Here is a 14,091-nt window from a genome sequence, read left to right as displayed (position 1 = left end):
GGTGACGCGGGTCGCCCGCGAGGTCGGCACGGAGGGCCGGCTGGGTGGTCAGGCGGATGTGAAGGGTGTGTCGGGTACCTGGAAGGGCCTGACGGAGTCGGTGAACGTCATGGCCGACAACCTGACCGCGCAGGTGCGCTCCATCGCCTCGGTGGCGAGCGGCGTGGCCCGCGGCGACCTGTCCCAGAAGATCACCGTCGAGGCCGAGGGCGAGGTCGCCGCGCTGGCCCAGACGATCAACACGATGGTCGACACGCTCTCCGCGTTCGCCGACGAGGTGACGCGCGTGGCCCGCGAGGTCGGCACCGAGGGCATCCTCGGCGGCCAGGCTCAGGTGCCCAACGTGGCCGGCACGTGGAAGAGCCTGACCGACAACGTCAACTCGATGGCGAACAACCTGACCAACCAGGTGCGCTCGATCGCCCAGGTCACCACCGCCGTCGCGCGCGGCAACCTGTCCCAGAAGATCGACGTGGACGCGCGCGGCGAGATCCTGGAGCTCAAGACGACGATCAACACGATGGTCGACACGCTGTCCTCGTTCGCCGCGGAGGTCACCCGCGTGGCGCGCGAGGTCGGCAAGGACGGCCGGCTGGGCGGCCAGGCCGAGGTCGAGGGCGTGTCCGGCACGTGGAAGCGGCTGACCGAGAACGTCAACGAGCTCGCCGGCAACCTGACCCGCCAGGTGCGCGCGATCGCCGAGGTCGCGAGCGCCGTGGCGACCGGCGACCTGACGCGGTCCATCTCGGTGGAGGCCGAGGGCGAGGTCGCGGAGCTGTCGGACAACATCAACGCGATGGTCCAGTCGCTGCGCGAGACGACGCTCGCGAACGAGCAGCAGGACTGGCTCAACACCAACCTGGCCCGCATCGCCGGGCTGCTGCAGGGGCACCGGGACCTGCGCGCGGTCGCGCAGCTGATCATGAACGAGCTGGCTCCGCTCGTCGGCGCCCAGCACGGCACGTTCTTCCTGATGGAGCCCGGCCGGGACGATCGCGCCGAGCGCCCGCGGCTCAAGCTCATCGCCGGCTACGGCTACGAGGGCGACGCCGAGGTGCCGCGGGCCTTCGAGCTGGGGCAGTCGCTGATCGGGCAGGTGGCCGCGACCAAGCGGCCGCTGCTCGTCGAGGAGACGCCACCCGCGTACGTGCGGATCTCCTCGAGCCTGGGCGCCGCGCCGCCGGTCAACCTGATCGTGCTGCCGATCGTGTTCGAGGACCAGGCGCTCGGCGTGATCGAGCTGGCCTCGTTCAACCGGTTCACCCCGGTCCAGCGGGAGTTCCTCGAGCAGCTGATGGAGTCGATCGGCGTCAACCTCAACACGATCATCGCCAACGCGCGCACCGACTCGCTGCTCGACGAGTCGCAGCGGCTGGCCGCCGAGCTGCAGGCGCAGCAGGTGAAGCTGCAGCAGTCGAACGCGGAGCTGGAGGAGAAGGCCACGCTTCTCGTGCGCCAGAACCGCGACATCGAGATCAAGAACTTCGAGATCGAGCAGGCGCGGCAGGAGATCGAGGAGCGGGCCCAGCAGCTGGCGCTCGCGTCGCGGTACAAGTCCGAGTTCCTCGCCAACATGTCCCACGAGCTGCGCACGCCGCTGACCAGCATGCTGATCCTCGCGGGCGTGCTGGCGCAGAACTCCGCGCAGAACCTGACCGCGAAGCAGGTCGAGTTCGCGAAGGTCATCCAGGCCGCGGGCACCGACCTGCAGCAGCTGATCGACGACATCCTCGACCTCACCAAGGTCGAGGCCGGCAAGATGGACATCCACACCGAGGAGGTCCGGCTGCCGGACCTGCTCGAGTACGTGCGGACGACGTTCCACCCGCTGACCGTCGACAAGGGACTGGAGTTCGAGGTCTCCGTCGAGCCGGACGTGCCGGAGCTGCTGACCACCGACGACCAGCGGCTGCGCCAGGTGCTGCGCAACCTGCTGTCCAACGCGGTCAAGTTCACTGAGAAGGGCCGCGTGGAGCTGCGGGTCCGGCTGCTGGAAGGCAAGGAGCCGCGCGTCGCGATGTCCGTCGTGGACACCGGTATCGGCATCGCGAAGGAGAACCTGGGCACGATCTTCGGCGCCTTCCAGCAGGCCGACGGCACGACCAGCCGCCGCTACGGCGGCACCGGGCTCGGCCTGTCGATCAGCCGCCAGGTGGCGAACCTGCTCGGCGGCGAGATCCAGGCGGAGAGCCAGCTCGGCCGGGGCAGCACGTTCACGCTGCTGCTGCCGGTGCGGCCGCCGTCCCCGGTGAGCGGCCCGGACCGCCGCCCGCGGGAGGCGGAGCCGGAGGGTGACAGATCGGTCCTCGTCGTGGAGGCACCGGAGAACCGGCTGCTGACCATGCTGATCCGCCAGTTCGCCGCGGACCTGACGGGCCCGGGTGAGCAGGCCCGCATCGACTCGGTGAACACGCCGGACGAGGCGATCGACCAGCTGTCCGAGCGCGCGTACCGGTGTGTCGTCGTGGACGCCGGCATGCCGGGTGCGACCGCGATGACGTTGCTGCAGCGGCTGGCCGACGGACCGCTCACGGTGCCGGTGCTGGTCCACCCGACCAGCAAGCTGAGCCCGGCGCAGCACCGGCTCATCGAGGCGCACGCCAGCGACCACCTGGTGGAGCTGGTGTGGTCGCTGGACGCGCTGCGCGAGCGGTTCCTGTTCCTGCTGACCCAGCTCACCGCCACCGGTGCGCCGCCGGCGGAGCCGCCGGTCCCGCTCCCGGTTCCGTCCGTTGTAGACACCCAGGCGTCGCCGGCGGTGGCCGCGGAGATAGAGCACCTGCGCGGCCGCCGGGTGCTGCTCGTCGACGACGACTCCCGCAACGTGCTGGCGCTGGCGGAGATGCTGAACCTGCACGGCATCGAGGTCGCCCACGCGCCGAACGGTCGCAAGGGGATCGACGCGCTGCTCGCGAGCCCCGGCGTGGACCTGATCCTGATGGACGTGATGATGCCGGAGATGGACGGCTACGCCACGACCGCCGCGATCCGGGACATGCCGCAGTTCGACAGCCTGCCGATCATCATGGTGACCGCGAAGGCGATGGCCGGCGACCGGGAGAAGAGCCTGGACGCCGGCGCGAGCGACTACGTGACCAAGCCGGTGGACCCGGACGAGCTGCTCACCTGCATCGGCCGCTGGCTGCCGACCTGATCGGTACCGGTCAGTCGAGCGCGGTCGCCACGTACTGCTCGGGGATGGCGAACGCGTCCACGAGCGTGCGCGCGTGCGGGCGCAGCTCCTTGCACAGCGCGTTGACCTCGGCGACGACCTTCTTCGCCAGCGTGGGGTCCAGCCGGCCGTGCTCGAGGAACCACGCCCGGTCAGCCTCCACAGTGGACAGCACGTGCAGGTCGCATACCCGCTCCAGCAACGCCTTCGCGGCCGGGTCGGCGCAGCGGTCGATCGCGGCGACGAACGCGTCCAGGACCAGCCGGTCGATGTGCGCGCGGGCGGCGCGCAGCACGTGGTCCTGCGCGTCGTTGAAGACCTCGAACGGGTCGCTGTCCGACGACGCGGCGGCGCGCAGCCGCCGGGCGAGGCCGGCGAGGACGTGCTGCTCGCGGTCGGCGAACAGGTCCAGGTGCCAGGTGCGGTCGTGCAGCGCCGGGCTGACGATCTTGCGCGTCGGCAGGCGTTCGAGGACCGCGCCCATCAGCTGCTCGGCCACCAGGCGCGCGGTCGCGAGCGGGCTGAGGTCGGCGAAGTTGTCCCGGTAGTCGGTCAGCAAGCCCTTCGCGACGAGCTGCAGCAGGACGGTGTTGTCGCCCTCGAACGTGGTGAACACGTCGGTGTCCGCCTTCAGCCCGGGCAGCAGGTTCTCGGCCAGGTAGCCGGCGCCGCCGCAGGCCTCGCGCGCCGCCTGGATCGTCGCGGTCGCGTGCCAGGTGCCGACTGCCTTGATGCCGGCCGCGCGGGACTCGAGCACGCGCTGGGCCCGCTCGTCCGTCTCGGGCGCGGTCTGGACCTCGTGGAGCATCGCGACCAGCTCCTCCTGCGCGAAGTGCAGGGCGTAGGTGGTCGCGAGCGCGGGCAGGAGCTTGCGCTGGTGGGCGAGGTAGTCGAGGACCACGATCTCCTCGCCGGTGTCCGGCCGCCGGAACTGGCGGCGCGTCTCACCCCGGCGGATCGCGATCGCCAGCGCCCGCTGCGTCGCGCTGCCGGCCCCGCCCGCGACGCTGACCCGGCCGCGGACCAGCGCGCCGAGCGTGGTGAAGAACCGCCGGGCGTCGCTCTCGATGGGGCTCGAGTAGGTGCCGTCCCCGGTCACGTCGCCGAACCGGTTGAGCAGTGCCTCCCGCGGCACGCGCACGCCGTCGAACCACAGGCGGCCGTTGTCCACGCCGTTCAGCCCGGCCTTCGCGCCGCAGTCCTCGATGCGCACGCCGGGCATCGCCCGCCCGTCCGCGTCGCGGATCGGCACGACGAACGCGTGCACGCCGTACGCCCGCTCGCCGGCGACCAGCTGCGCGAAGACCACGGCCACGCGCCCGTCGCGGGCGGCGTTGCCGATGTAGTCCTTGCGCGCGTCGTCGTCCGGGGTGTCGATCACGAACTCGCCGCCGGCGTAGGTCGCGGTGGTGCGCAGGTGCTGGACGTCCGAGCCGTGCCCGGCCTCGGTCATCGCGAAGCAGCCCGGCAGCTCCAGGGACATGATGTCGCGCAGGTACTTCTCGTGGTGCCGCTCGGTGCCGAGCATCTGCACCGCGCCGCCGAACAGTCCCCACTGGACACCGGCCTTGACCATGAGGGACAGGTCGCCGTATCCCAGCAGCTGGAACGAGATCACCGACCCGCCGACGTCGCCCTCGCCGCCGTACTCGGGGCTGAACCCGAGGCGCGGATGCCCGGTGGCGACGAGCTCGCGCATCTGCTCGGCCACCTGCGCCCGGTGCGTCTCGCGGTCGAGGTCGTAGGAGTCGGCGAGCTTCGTGCTCCGCATCCGGTCCCGGAGCGTCGTGCGCAGCTCGCGCCACCGTCCGTCGAGGACCGTCGTGAGCGCGGCGGGGTCGACGTGTTCGGCCATGCCATGGCGGTACCCCCGATCGGCGCGTGGCACACGCCGGCCGGACGCGGATCACACCCGGGCTGGTCAGCTGATCGGCGCGGACCGGCGTGAGGCCGCGACCCCGACGAGGATCGCGGCCACGCCGGCGATGGCGAGCAGCGGCACGGACTCGCCGAGGACGAGGAAGCCGAGGCCCAGCGAGGCGATCGGGATGAGGTAGGTGACGACCGACGCGCCGACCGCGCCCTCGGTGCGGATGAGGGCGTAGTTGAGGACGTAGGCGAACCCGGAGCCGACGACCCCGAGGACGATCATGGCGAGCCACGGCCCGGTCGACCATTCCGGCGTGCCGGCCGGGTCGAGGGGGAGTGTGGCCGCGCTCAGCACGCAGGCGGCGAGCAGCTGGCCGGCGGACAGGACGGTCGGGCTGAGTTGCCTGGGGGTGAGGAAGCGGCTCATGTAGAGGTAGCTGATGCCGTAGCTGAGCCCGGCGCACAGGCAGCAGAGGGCGCCGAGAGGGTCGACGGCGCCGGCGTCCCATGGGGTGAAGACGAGCAGGCATCCGCCGAAGCCGAGCAGCAGCCCGCCGAACTGCGGCACGGTGAGCCGGCTGATCTGCCGCGCGGCGAGCCCGAGCGCGAGCGTCCACAGTGGAGTAGTGGCGTTGAGCGACCCGGCGATGCCGGAGTCCACACGGATCTCCCCGAGGGCGTAGAGCGTGTAGGGCGCGGTGTTGCCCACCAGCGCGGCGACGAACAGGTGCCGCCAGGTGGCCAGGTCCCGCGGCAACCGCTCCCGCCGAACCGCGATCACGACGAGGAGGAAGAGCGCCCCGAGCACGATGCGGGCGACGGTCAGCTGCATGGGCCCGAACGCCTCGAGGGCGACCTTGATCCAGAGGAAGTTGGACCCCCAGGCCAGCGCCAGCCCGGCGATGAGCAACGGCCCCCGAAGCGAGGACATCCCTCAGCGCTGCACGATCGGGTGTGGAGTCACTGCGCTGACCTTAGCGACTCTGCCGTGCCCACTTCGAGGACCAGGTGTCGGCGCCGGGTTCGCGGGTAGCCGGGCGGGTAGCCGATTCGAGGAGGTTGCCCCGATGGCCGTGATGGACCGGCTCAAGAAGCTGCTGAAGCAGCGCGACACGAAGGACCTGGAGGGCCGCGCCCCGGCGGGCGGCCAGGCCGCCCCTCCGGAGGCCGAACCGGACTTCGCGGACGAGCACACCCGCCCGACCTACGCCGACGAGCCGAACACCGAGCAGGCGGACGAGTCGGTACCGCGTGACCGCGGGGGCGCCGGCGGCATGGACGTGGGCTGACGCCTGGGCGTGACCGTCCACTCCAGACTGTGCGGGCCTTCCGTGCAAGGTCGTTTGAACCGCTCCAACCCGGGCATTCGATTGGTATGGACACGTTGAACGACAGTCCCAGTCTCAGAGAGATGCTCGACGGTCTCAGCTACCCGGCGCAGAAATGGCAGATCACGACCTGCGCCGAGCTGTACGGAGCGGATGTGCGAACACGCCGCGCGCTGTACCGGTTACCCACCCGGGTCTACGAGAGCGCGGCAGACGTCAGCTCGGCGCTGTCCGGCGCCTTGTCCCACCAGGACTGACCCGCGGCGGCATCCGGCCGGCGGATGCTTTCAGCCGACGCGCTCGGCGATGATGCGCGCGCACTCCATCGACTCGGCGTGAGTGGTGTCGACCTCCAGGTCGTACGAGACGCCTTGATGGACGAGCTCCGCCTGAGCGACGGCCATCCCGCGGACGCGATCCCCGCGCGCGACCTCCCGCTCGGCGGCCACGGCTCTGTCGCACCGCACCCCCACCCACAACACGCCGAGCCCATCGAGCGCCGTCAACCACCGCTGCTGCGAGGCCGCCCCGCCGAGGAAGACCTCGTCGACGATGACCCGCGCCCCGGCCCGCCCCATCGCGGCGACCCCGCGGATCCAGGCCGCCTCGAGCGCCCGAAACTCCACCCCCACGCTGACCCGGCCGTCGTCGCCGAACTCGATCCCACCCTCCGACGACTGCATGGCCGCAGGGATGGCCGCCACGAACGTGTCGGTTCCGAGTGCCAGCCATGGGTCGGGCAGGAGGTGCTGGAGGCACCGGGCGATGCCCGACTTGCCCGAGCTGGACCCACCATTCAGCACGATGACCTGAGTAGCCACGCCGCCACGGTAGAGCCGCGAAGATGATCCCGGCCGCGGCCCGGGCGACTCGATTGACCATCTGTCCGTACCCTGGCCGAGGAGGGGAGGCTGCCATGACCGCAGTGGATGGGTTCCGCCTTATCGCGGAGGTCACCGCCGACGAGCGGGCGAGGATCGCCTTCGGCAAGGCCGGCGTGTACAAGAACGACCGCTACGCGCTCTCGATCAACGACGATGGCGCCATCCTGCTCACGCCGCCGGCGAACGTCCCCAAGCGCGAAATGCTGGTCTGGGAGAACGACGAGCTCAGGGCCTCGCTGTTCCGCGGCCTGGCTGACGCCGCCGAGGGCAAGGTCAAGCGCCTGGACTGGCTTACCGAGGATGAGCGCTCCGCCGTACATCCTCAACTACACCGCTGAGGCTGAGAAGGTCATCGATGACCTGCAGAGCCCGCAGCATCGAGCGAAGCTCAAGAAGCTCCGGAAGACTCTCCGGCTGGGCGACGCCCACAAGATCATAATCGTCACGATCGGCCCCCCATCCGTAGATCAATTTACGGCATATCAAGAGTCGCTGACCAGCGGCTTTATCGTGGGTCAGCGCCCGAAGGCGGCTTCTTGTCCACGCATTGTCCACGCGCTACTCGGCCGCCCTCGGCGGTTGCCGGTCGTTCTCCGTTCGGCGTAACGTATCTAAGTAGATACCCCAGGCTGAGGTGAAGAGGTGCCGGCAGTGTCCGTTGCAGGGTTGTTGGAGGAGGCGCGGCACAAGGCCGGTCTGAGTCAGCAGCAGCTCGCCGAGCAGGCGCGCACGTCACGCACGGCCGTGTCGGCATACGAGAACGGCCGGAAGAAACCGACACTGGATACCGCGGAGCGGCTGCTGCGCGTGTCTGGCTTCGAGCTCGACATGCGCCCTCGGATCACCTTCCGTTCCGTCACAGGGTCACGAGGCCGTGTCTTCCAGGTGCCGGATCGGCTGCCGTCGCTTTCACCGCATCAGGCGTTCGCGACTGTGACGTTGCCGTTGTCGTTGAACTGGTCCCAGCCCGGGCGGGAGTACCGGCTCAGGGACCGGTCGGATCGTGCGCGCGTGTACGAGGCGGTGCTCCGGGAGGGACAAGCGCAGGACGTGCTCACCTATGTCGACGGGGCGTTGCTGGTCGACCTGTGGGACGAGCTGGTGCTCCCGCGTGACCTTCGCGCGGCTTGGGAGTCGTCGATCTCTGAGCTGATCCCCGCACAGTGACGACCAAGATTCCCCTCACGGACTTCCAGCTCGAGGTCGCGCGGCTCTTCTTCAGCCTGCCCGCGAGCGACGGGTTCGTTCTCGCTGGCGGTGCCGCGCTTATCGCCCAGCACTTGACGTCCCGCCCGACTCAGGACTTGGACTTCTTCACCGATCGACCCGCTGACATCGCCGTGGCCCGAGACGAGCTGGTCAAGGCGGCGCGAGCGCACGGATGGACCGTGCGAACGATTCAAGAGGGCGGGACCTTCCATCGCGTGCAGTTGACCGGCCCAGAAGATCTGCTGGTCGACATCGCCCTTGACTCGCATCCGGGCCGCCCACCGACGATGAGCGTGGCCGGCCCGACGTATGCACCACAGGAGCTGGCCGGCCGCAAGGTCATCGCCTTGTTCGACCGGTCCGCTGCTCGCGATTTCGTGGACGTGTTCGCGTTGACGCACGTGTACAGCAGGCCGGAGCTGTTGGCGTGGGCACGCGAGGTCAACCCGGGTTTCGAGCTGCGCTATTTCATCGAGGCACTGGACGCCATTTCGCGCTACACCGACGTGGACCTGAGCCTCGGCGACGTAGATGTAGATGCCCTACGCGGGTTCTTCGCAGAATGGGCCGCTGAGCTGCGCCAGGACCGCCCGTAGCCCGCACCTACCCCTCAGGCTGCCGCGTACAGGCCGTCTCGTAGCGCCGGACGTTGGTGTCAATGCTGGGCCAGCACAAGTGCTGGTTAGCCGCGGTTTCCGGGCGGTATGAGGATGGGCGCCCTTGGCAGGATTCGAACCTGCGACACCTGCCTCCGGAGGGCAGTGCTCTATCCCCTGAGCTACAAGGGCCCGTCTGCTCGACCGGCGTAGCTTAGCGTACCCGGTGAGGCCCACACGCGGCGGCTACGGTGATCGCATGGGCAGGCGCTGGGTGGATGGTGCAGGGGTTCGGCTCTCGGTCGTTGTCGAGGGAGAGGGGCCGGCCGTCATCCTCGTTCATGGGTATCCCGACAATCTCTCCGTGTGGGACGGGGTCGCTGAGCGGCTTCGGGGGCGGTTTCGCGTCGTGCGGTACGACGTGCGCGGGCATGGAGGCTCCGAGGCGCCGCGCGAGCGGAGCGGGTACCGGCTCGAGGAGCTCTGGGGTGACCTGAGGGCCGTCAAGGAGGCGGTCAGTCCCGACGAGCCGGTGCATCTGGTGGGCCACGACTGGGGGTCCATCCAGGGATGGGGAGCGCTCGACCCCGCGCTGTTCAAGTCCTACACCTCGATCTCCGGGCCCGACCTCGGGCACATCGGCGTCTGGACCAGCGCCTGGAAGCGCCGGCCGCTCAGCGTGCTCCGCCAGGCGCTGCACTCCTGGTACATCCTCGCCTTCCAGCTGCCCGTCATCCCCGAGCTGATCTGGCGGGTCCCAGGTCTGCGCAAGCGGTTTCACGCCGCCTACCGCGACGCACGGAACGGGATCCAGCTCTACCGGGCCAACATGCCGGCCACGCCCCGCCACCCCACGAAGATCACCATCCCCGTCCAGCTCATCGCGCCCACCCAGGACCCGTACGTCACGCGCCCGCTTCTGGACGTCGCCGACCCGTGGTGTGAGCGGCTCTGGCGGCGCGAGCTCGTCGCCGGCCACTGGGCGCCCCGCACCCATCCGGACGCCGTCGCCCGGCTGATCGCCCAGTTCGCCGACCACGTGGACGGGGGCACGCCGCCGCGGGAGCTGGCCAGGGCGCGGCGCGGCACGCCCAACGGGATGGCCGGCCAGCTCGCCCTGGTCACCGGCGCCGGATCGGGGATCGGGCGCGAGACGGCGCGTGCGCTGGCGGGCGCTGGGGCCGAGGTTCTCTGCGTCGACATCGACTTCGCCGCCGCCGAGCGGACCGCCAAGGAGATCAAGGGCGCCGCCTACCAGCTCGACGTCGCCGACGGCACCGCCACCGAACGGCTCGCGCGCCACGTCAACGACGAGCACGGCGTACCCGACCTGGTCATGGCCAACGCGGGGATCGGGATCAGCGGCACGTTCCTCGAGACCAGCGCAGATGACTGGCAGAAGGTCCTCGACGTCAACCTCTGGGGCGTCATCCACACCCTCCGCGCCTTCCTGCCGGGCATGGTCGAGCGCCGCGAGGGCGGGCACGTCGTCATCACGTCGTCGGCCGCCGGGTACTTCGCCACGCCGGGCCTTCCCGCCTACAGCACCACCAAGGCCGGCGTGCTCATGCTCGCCCAGTGCCTCGCCGGCGAGCTCCGGGAAGCCGGCATCGGGGTGAGCGCCATCTGCCCCGGCTTCGTGCACACCAACATCACCGCCACGACCCGCTTCGCCGCAACCACCCCCGCCGAGGAGAAAGCGCTCCAGGAGCGGGCATTCCACATGTATGAGAAGCGCGGCTACGGGCCGGACAAGGTCGCGAAGGCGGTCGTCCGGGCGATACAGGAGAACAGGCTCGTCGTCCCCGTCACGCCCGAGGCGCGGGCCGGTGCGTTCGGCGCCCGGTACGCGCCCGCGACGACCAGGGCGATCGGCCGCTGGCTGGGTGCGCAGGCACGCAAGTAAATCTTGCACGCATGCGCATATGACTATATGTTGACCCCCGGCAGAAGGGAGCCGGGCATGAGCCATGGGCACGGCAGCGCGTCCGGCCGCCATCTCGGCGCGCTGACCGCGGCGTTCGTGCTGACCGCCGCCTTCGCGGTGGTCGAGCTCACCGCGGGCATCGCGTCGTCCTCGCTCGCGCTCATCTCCGACGCCGCCCACATGGTCACCGACGTCGTCGGCGTCGGCCTCGCGCTCGTGGCGATCCTCGCCGCCAAGCGCGCCCACCCGAAGGCCGCGCGCACCTTCGGGCTCTACCGCGCCGAGGTCCTCGCCGCCCTCGCCAACGCCGTCCTGCTGTTCGGCGTCGCCGCGTACGTCCTCGTCGAGGCGATCCGGCGCTTCCGCGACCCGCCGGCCGTGCCCGGTGGCACCGTGCTCGTCGTCGCGCTGCTCGGGCTCGCCGTCAACATCGCCGCGTTCGCCTTGCTGCGCAAGGGAGCCGAGGAGAGCCTCAACGTCCGCGGCGCCTACCTCGAGGTGCTGGCCGACCTCGTCGGCTCGCTCGGCGTGCTCGTCAGCGGTGCGCTCACGCTGCTGTTCGGCTGGCGCTACGCCGACCCGGTCATCGGTGTCGCGATTGGACTGTGGGTGCTGCCGCGCACCTGGACCCTCGCCCGCCGGTCGCTCCGCATCCTCTTCCAGCACGCGCCCGAACGGGTGGACGTCGACCAGCTGACCAAGGCGCTCTGCGCGCTGCACGGCGTCCGCGAGGTCCACGACGTGCACGTCTGGACCCTCACCTCGGGCATGGAGGTGGCCTCCGCGCACCTCACCGTCGACGCGAAGACCGACCAGACGGCGATCCTGCGGACCGCGCAGCAGGTGCTCGCCGACGAGTACCAGATCGAGCACGCCACGCTGCAGCTGGAGACCGGCGAGGCCGCGGCCGGCTGCCGCGAGCTGCACTGGTGATCAGGGGTACGGCAGCGGCTCGGCGCCGCGCTGCTCCAGGTACTTGGTCATCAGCGCGATCTCGTTCTGCTGGCTGCTCACGATCTTCGACGCGAGGTTGCTGACGTAACCCTCGCTCGCGTGCTCGGCGGCGTACTGCGCCATCTCCAGCCCGCCCTGGTGGTGGCGCAGCATCAGCTGCAGGAAGAGCACGTCCAGCTCCTTGCCGGACAGCTTGCGCAGCTTGTTGATCTCCTCGGTCGTGGCCATGCCGGGCATCCGCTGCACCGGGCCGGTGGTCGTGCCGCCCGCCCCGTCGCTGTGGTGGTGCTTGCCGCCCTCGGACATCCAGCCCATGTGCGCCGCGCCTGGTGGGGGGAGGTCCGGCTGGCCCCACACGGTGAGCCAGCCCGCCATCTCGCTCAGCTGCGTGAGCTGGGTGGACTCGATGTCGAAGGCGATACCGCGCATGATCGGGTCGGTCGTCCGGTCCCGCTCGATGCCGGCCATCGTGACCGCCTGCATGTGGTGCACGCGCATGTCCTGCGAGAAGCCGACGTCGACGGAATCCGCGTCGGGCGGCGCGGTCGAGCCCGCCTGGGACAGCGTGATCAGCATGCCGATCGCGGCGCCGACCAGCAGCAGGACGATGGCCGCGGCCGTGACGACGAGGATCCGGCTGGCCCGCGACGGCGGCTCGGGCTCGTCGAACTCCCCGGCCTCCCCGACCTCGTCGTCGGGTTCCGCCGAAGACGGGTCCTCGACCGCCACCGTGTTCTCGTCCGGCCTCGCCGGGTCCCGCCGCCCGGTCACTGGCTGGGCGGCGCGCTCGCCGGGGCGGAGCCGGACGCGGGAGCGGAGGCCGGCGCGGACGCGGGGCCCGACACCGGCGGCTGACCGGTCATACCCTCGTCGCCGGCCTCGATGGCGCCCTTGCCGTCCATGGTCACGGCGTCCTTGCCGGGCTTCTCCGCGACGAAGGGCGGCGGGCTGGTCGGGTCGAAGCCGGTGCCGTCGGAGTCACAGCGGCCGCCGGGCTCGGGGTGCTCGTACTTGTTCTCCCGCAGCGAGGTGATGAACTGGTCGACCCGCTCGTCGTCCGCGCTGTCCACCTTCAGCTGGTGGCCCCACGACTGCAGCGAGACGGCCTTGTTCAGGCCGGGGTAGGGCGACAGCATCATGTACGGCTGGCCCTCGACCTTGTTCTTCAGCGTGTCGAGCGCGTCACCCTTGATCTTGTCCGGGTTGTACGCGATCCAGACCGCGCCGTGCTCCAGCGCGTGGACCATGTTCTCGTTGCGGACGGCCTTGTCGTAGACCGTGCCCGCGCAGTTCGCCCACACCTGGTCGTGCGGGCCGCCGAAGGGCGGGCTCTGGTCGTACGCGACGCGCTGCTGCGCGGTGACGTGCTGGGCGCCGTCGTACTTGACCTGCTTGATGCCGTCGATGTTGACCGACGGGTCCTTGTTGTCCTCGGCGACGACCCACTTCTCCTTCTCGTGGATCTGGACGAAGGCGTAGGTGAACACGCCGCCCGCCATCGCCACGACGACGATGACGCCGAGGATCATGCCCCACGGCTTCGGCTTCCCGGCACGCGAGATGGAGGTACGCCCGCTCTTTGCGGCCGCGTTCCTGCCCTTTGCCTTGGGCTTGGTCGTGCCCTTGCTCTTCGTCCCGCTGGCCATGCCGGTCTCGGACCTCGTCTCGTACAGGGAAGCTCGGTACAGGGAAGACACACTGCAGCCGCCAAGTGTAAGGAACGGCCACGTTGGGTCGGCGTCAGGGACCTTGTACGGGGAACGCGTCCGGGCCCGGCGGGCTCCCGTCGAACGCCGGCGGGTCGGTCACGTCGAACCGAGCCGGGTTGGTTCCGCACGGAGCGCCCGCTTCGGGAGTGGTGTACGGGTTGTCCCGCAGCGCCGCGATGAACAGGTCGATGCGCAGGTCGTCCGGCCGGCTCACCTTCAGCTGGTGGCCCCACGACTGGATGGACACGGGCACGTCCAGGCCGGGGTAGGGGGAGAGCATCAGATACGGCTGCCCGTCGACCTTCGCGGCCAGCACGTTCAGCCCGGCGCCGCGGATCCGCCGGGGGTCGTACGCGATCCAGACCGCGCCGTGCTCCAGCGAGTGGACCATGTTCTCGCTGCGGACCGGCTTCGCGTACACCGTGCCCGTGCAGTCCGCCCAG

General features: G+C 70.3%; 14 protein-coding genes and 1 tRNA gene. 8 read left to right on the top strand and 7 right to left on the bottom strand.

The genetic code is table 11. From position 1 onward, the window contains the following. Positions 1 to 3,154: response regulator (locus tag VH969_RS16725; protein WP_331975119.1), on the top strand; the 3,154-nt coding region annotated here is incomplete at its 5' end. Positions 3,155 to 3,164: 10 nt separating this feature from the next. Here VH969_RS16725 and VH969_RS16720 read toward each other — a convergent pair. After that, on the bottom strand, positions 3,165 to 5,027 hold the full coding sequence (locus VH969_RS16720; protein ID WP_331975117.1) for an acyl-CoA dehydrogenase family protein: 1,863 nt from the start codon (positions 5,025 to 5,027) through the stop codon (positions 3,165 to 3,167). Between the two features lie 66 nt (positions 5,028 to 5,093). Beyond that, positions 5,094 to 5,972, bottom strand: a complete 879-nt coding sequence (locus tag VH969_RS16715) for a DMT family transporter (RefSeq protein ID WP_331975115.1) — start codon at positions 5,970 to 5,972, stop codon at positions 5,094 to 5,096. A gap of 136 nt (positions 5,973 to 6,108) precedes the next feature. On the opposite strand from VH969_RS16715, the gene VH969_RS16710 reads away from it, so the two are divergent. Both VH969_RS16710 and VH969_RS16705 read left to right on the top strand, forming a co-directional pair. Continuing rightward, on the top strand, positions 6,109 to 6,330 hold the full coding sequence (locus VH969_RS16710) for a hypothetical protein (RefSeq protein ID WP_331975113.1): 222 nt from the start codon (positions 6,109 to 6,111) through the stop codon (positions 6,328 to 6,330). Positions 6,331 to 6,452: 122 nt separating this feature from the next. After that, complete coding sequence (locus VH969_RS16705) at positions 6,453 to 6,626, top strand: DUF2795 domain-containing protein (protein ID WP_331975111.1); 174 nt, start codon at positions 6,453 to 6,455, stop codon at positions 6,624 to 6,626. 30 nt (positions 6,627 to 6,656) lie between these two features. On the opposite strand, the gene cpt is transcribed toward VH969_RS16705, so the two are convergent. Continuing rightward, positions 6,657 to 7,190, bottom strand: a complete 534-nt coding sequence (cpt, locus tag VH969_RS16700; RefSeq protein WP_331975109.1) for a chloramphenicol phosphotransferase CPT — start codon at positions 7,188 to 7,190, stop codon at positions 6,657 to 6,659. A 95-nt stretch (positions 7,191 to 7,285) separates the two neighbouring features. On the opposite strand from cpt, the gene VH969_RS16695 reads away from it, so the two are divergent. The 3 genes from VH969_RS16695 (at position 7,286) to VH969_RS16685 (ending at position 9,058) form a co-directional block, all read left to right on the top strand. Beyond that, complete coding sequence (locus VH969_RS16695; protein WP_331975107.1) at positions 7,286 to 7,591, top strand: hypothetical protein; 306 nt, start codon at positions 7,286 to 7,288, stop codon at positions 7,589 to 7,591. Positions 7,592 to 7,895: 304 nt separating this feature from the next. Next, entirely contained in the window at positions 7,896 to 8,420 is a 525-nt protein-coding gene (gene relB, locus VH969_RS16690) for a type II toxin-antitoxin system RelB family anti-toxin (RefSeq protein WP_331975105.1), read from the top strand. Next, the gene (locus VH969_RS16685) at positions 8,417 to 9,058 is read left to right on the top strand and encodes a nucleotidyl transferase AbiEii/AbiGii toxin family protein (RefSeq protein ID WP_331975103.1); all 642 of its coding nucleotides are present in this window, start codon (positions 8,417 to 8,419) and stop codon (positions 9,056 to 9,058) included. The genes relB and VH969_RS16685 overlap by 4 nt, the downstream gene beginning before the upstream one ends. Positions 9,059 to 9,177: 119 nt before the next feature. On the opposite strand, the gene VH969_RS16680 is transcribed toward VH969_RS16685, so the two are convergent. Then, a tRNA-Arg gene (locus VH969_RS16680) sits at positions 9,178 to 9,250 on the bottom strand. Between the two features lie 67 nt (positions 9,251 to 9,317). On the opposite strand from VH969_RS16680, the gene VH969_RS16675 reads away from it, so the two are divergent. Beyond that, entirely contained in the window at positions 9,318 to 10,964 is a 1,647-nt protein-coding gene (locus VH969_RS16675; protein WP_331975101.1) for an SDR family oxidoreductase, read from the top strand. A gap of 57 nt (positions 10,965 to 11,021) precedes the next feature. Further along, positions 11,022 to 11,918, top strand: coding sequence for a cation diffusion facilitator family transporter (locus tag VH969_RS16670; RefSeq protein WP_331975099.1), 897 nt, complete (start codon positions 11,022 to 11,024; stop codon positions 11,916 to 11,918). On the opposite strand, the gene VH969_RS16665 is transcribed toward VH969_RS16670, so the two are convergent. From VH969_RS16665 to VH969_RS16655, 3 genes are all read right to left on the bottom strand, one after another. Beyond that, positions 11,919 to 12,668 carry a DUF305 domain-containing protein gene (locus VH969_RS16665; protein WP_331975097.1) on the bottom strand — a complete coding sequence of 250 codons (750 nt, stop codon included), beginning with the start codon at positions 12,666 to 12,668 and terminating at the stop codon, positions 11,919 to 11,921. It abuts the gene before it with no gap. Between the two features lie 38 nt (positions 12,669 to 12,706). Further along, a complete protein-coding gene (locus VH969_RS16660; protein ID WP_331975095.1) occupies positions 12,707 to 13,585 on the bottom strand; it encodes a thioredoxin-like domain-containing protein in 879 nt (292 codons plus the stop codon). Between the two features lie 94 nt (positions 13,586 to 13,679). Beyond that, positions 13,680 to 14,091: thioredoxin-like domain-containing protein (locus VH969_RS16655; RefSeq protein WP_331975093.1), on the bottom strand; the 412-nt coding region annotated here is incomplete at its 5' end.

It is taken from the genome of Actinophytocola sp., from assembly GCF_036555685.1.
GTDB lineage: Bacteria > Actinomycetota > Actinomycetes > Mycobacteriales > Pseudonocardiaceae > Actinophytocola.
The sequence above is the reverse complement of the archived record's forward strand: the minus strand, read 5'-3'. Positions and strand labels throughout refer to the sequence as shown.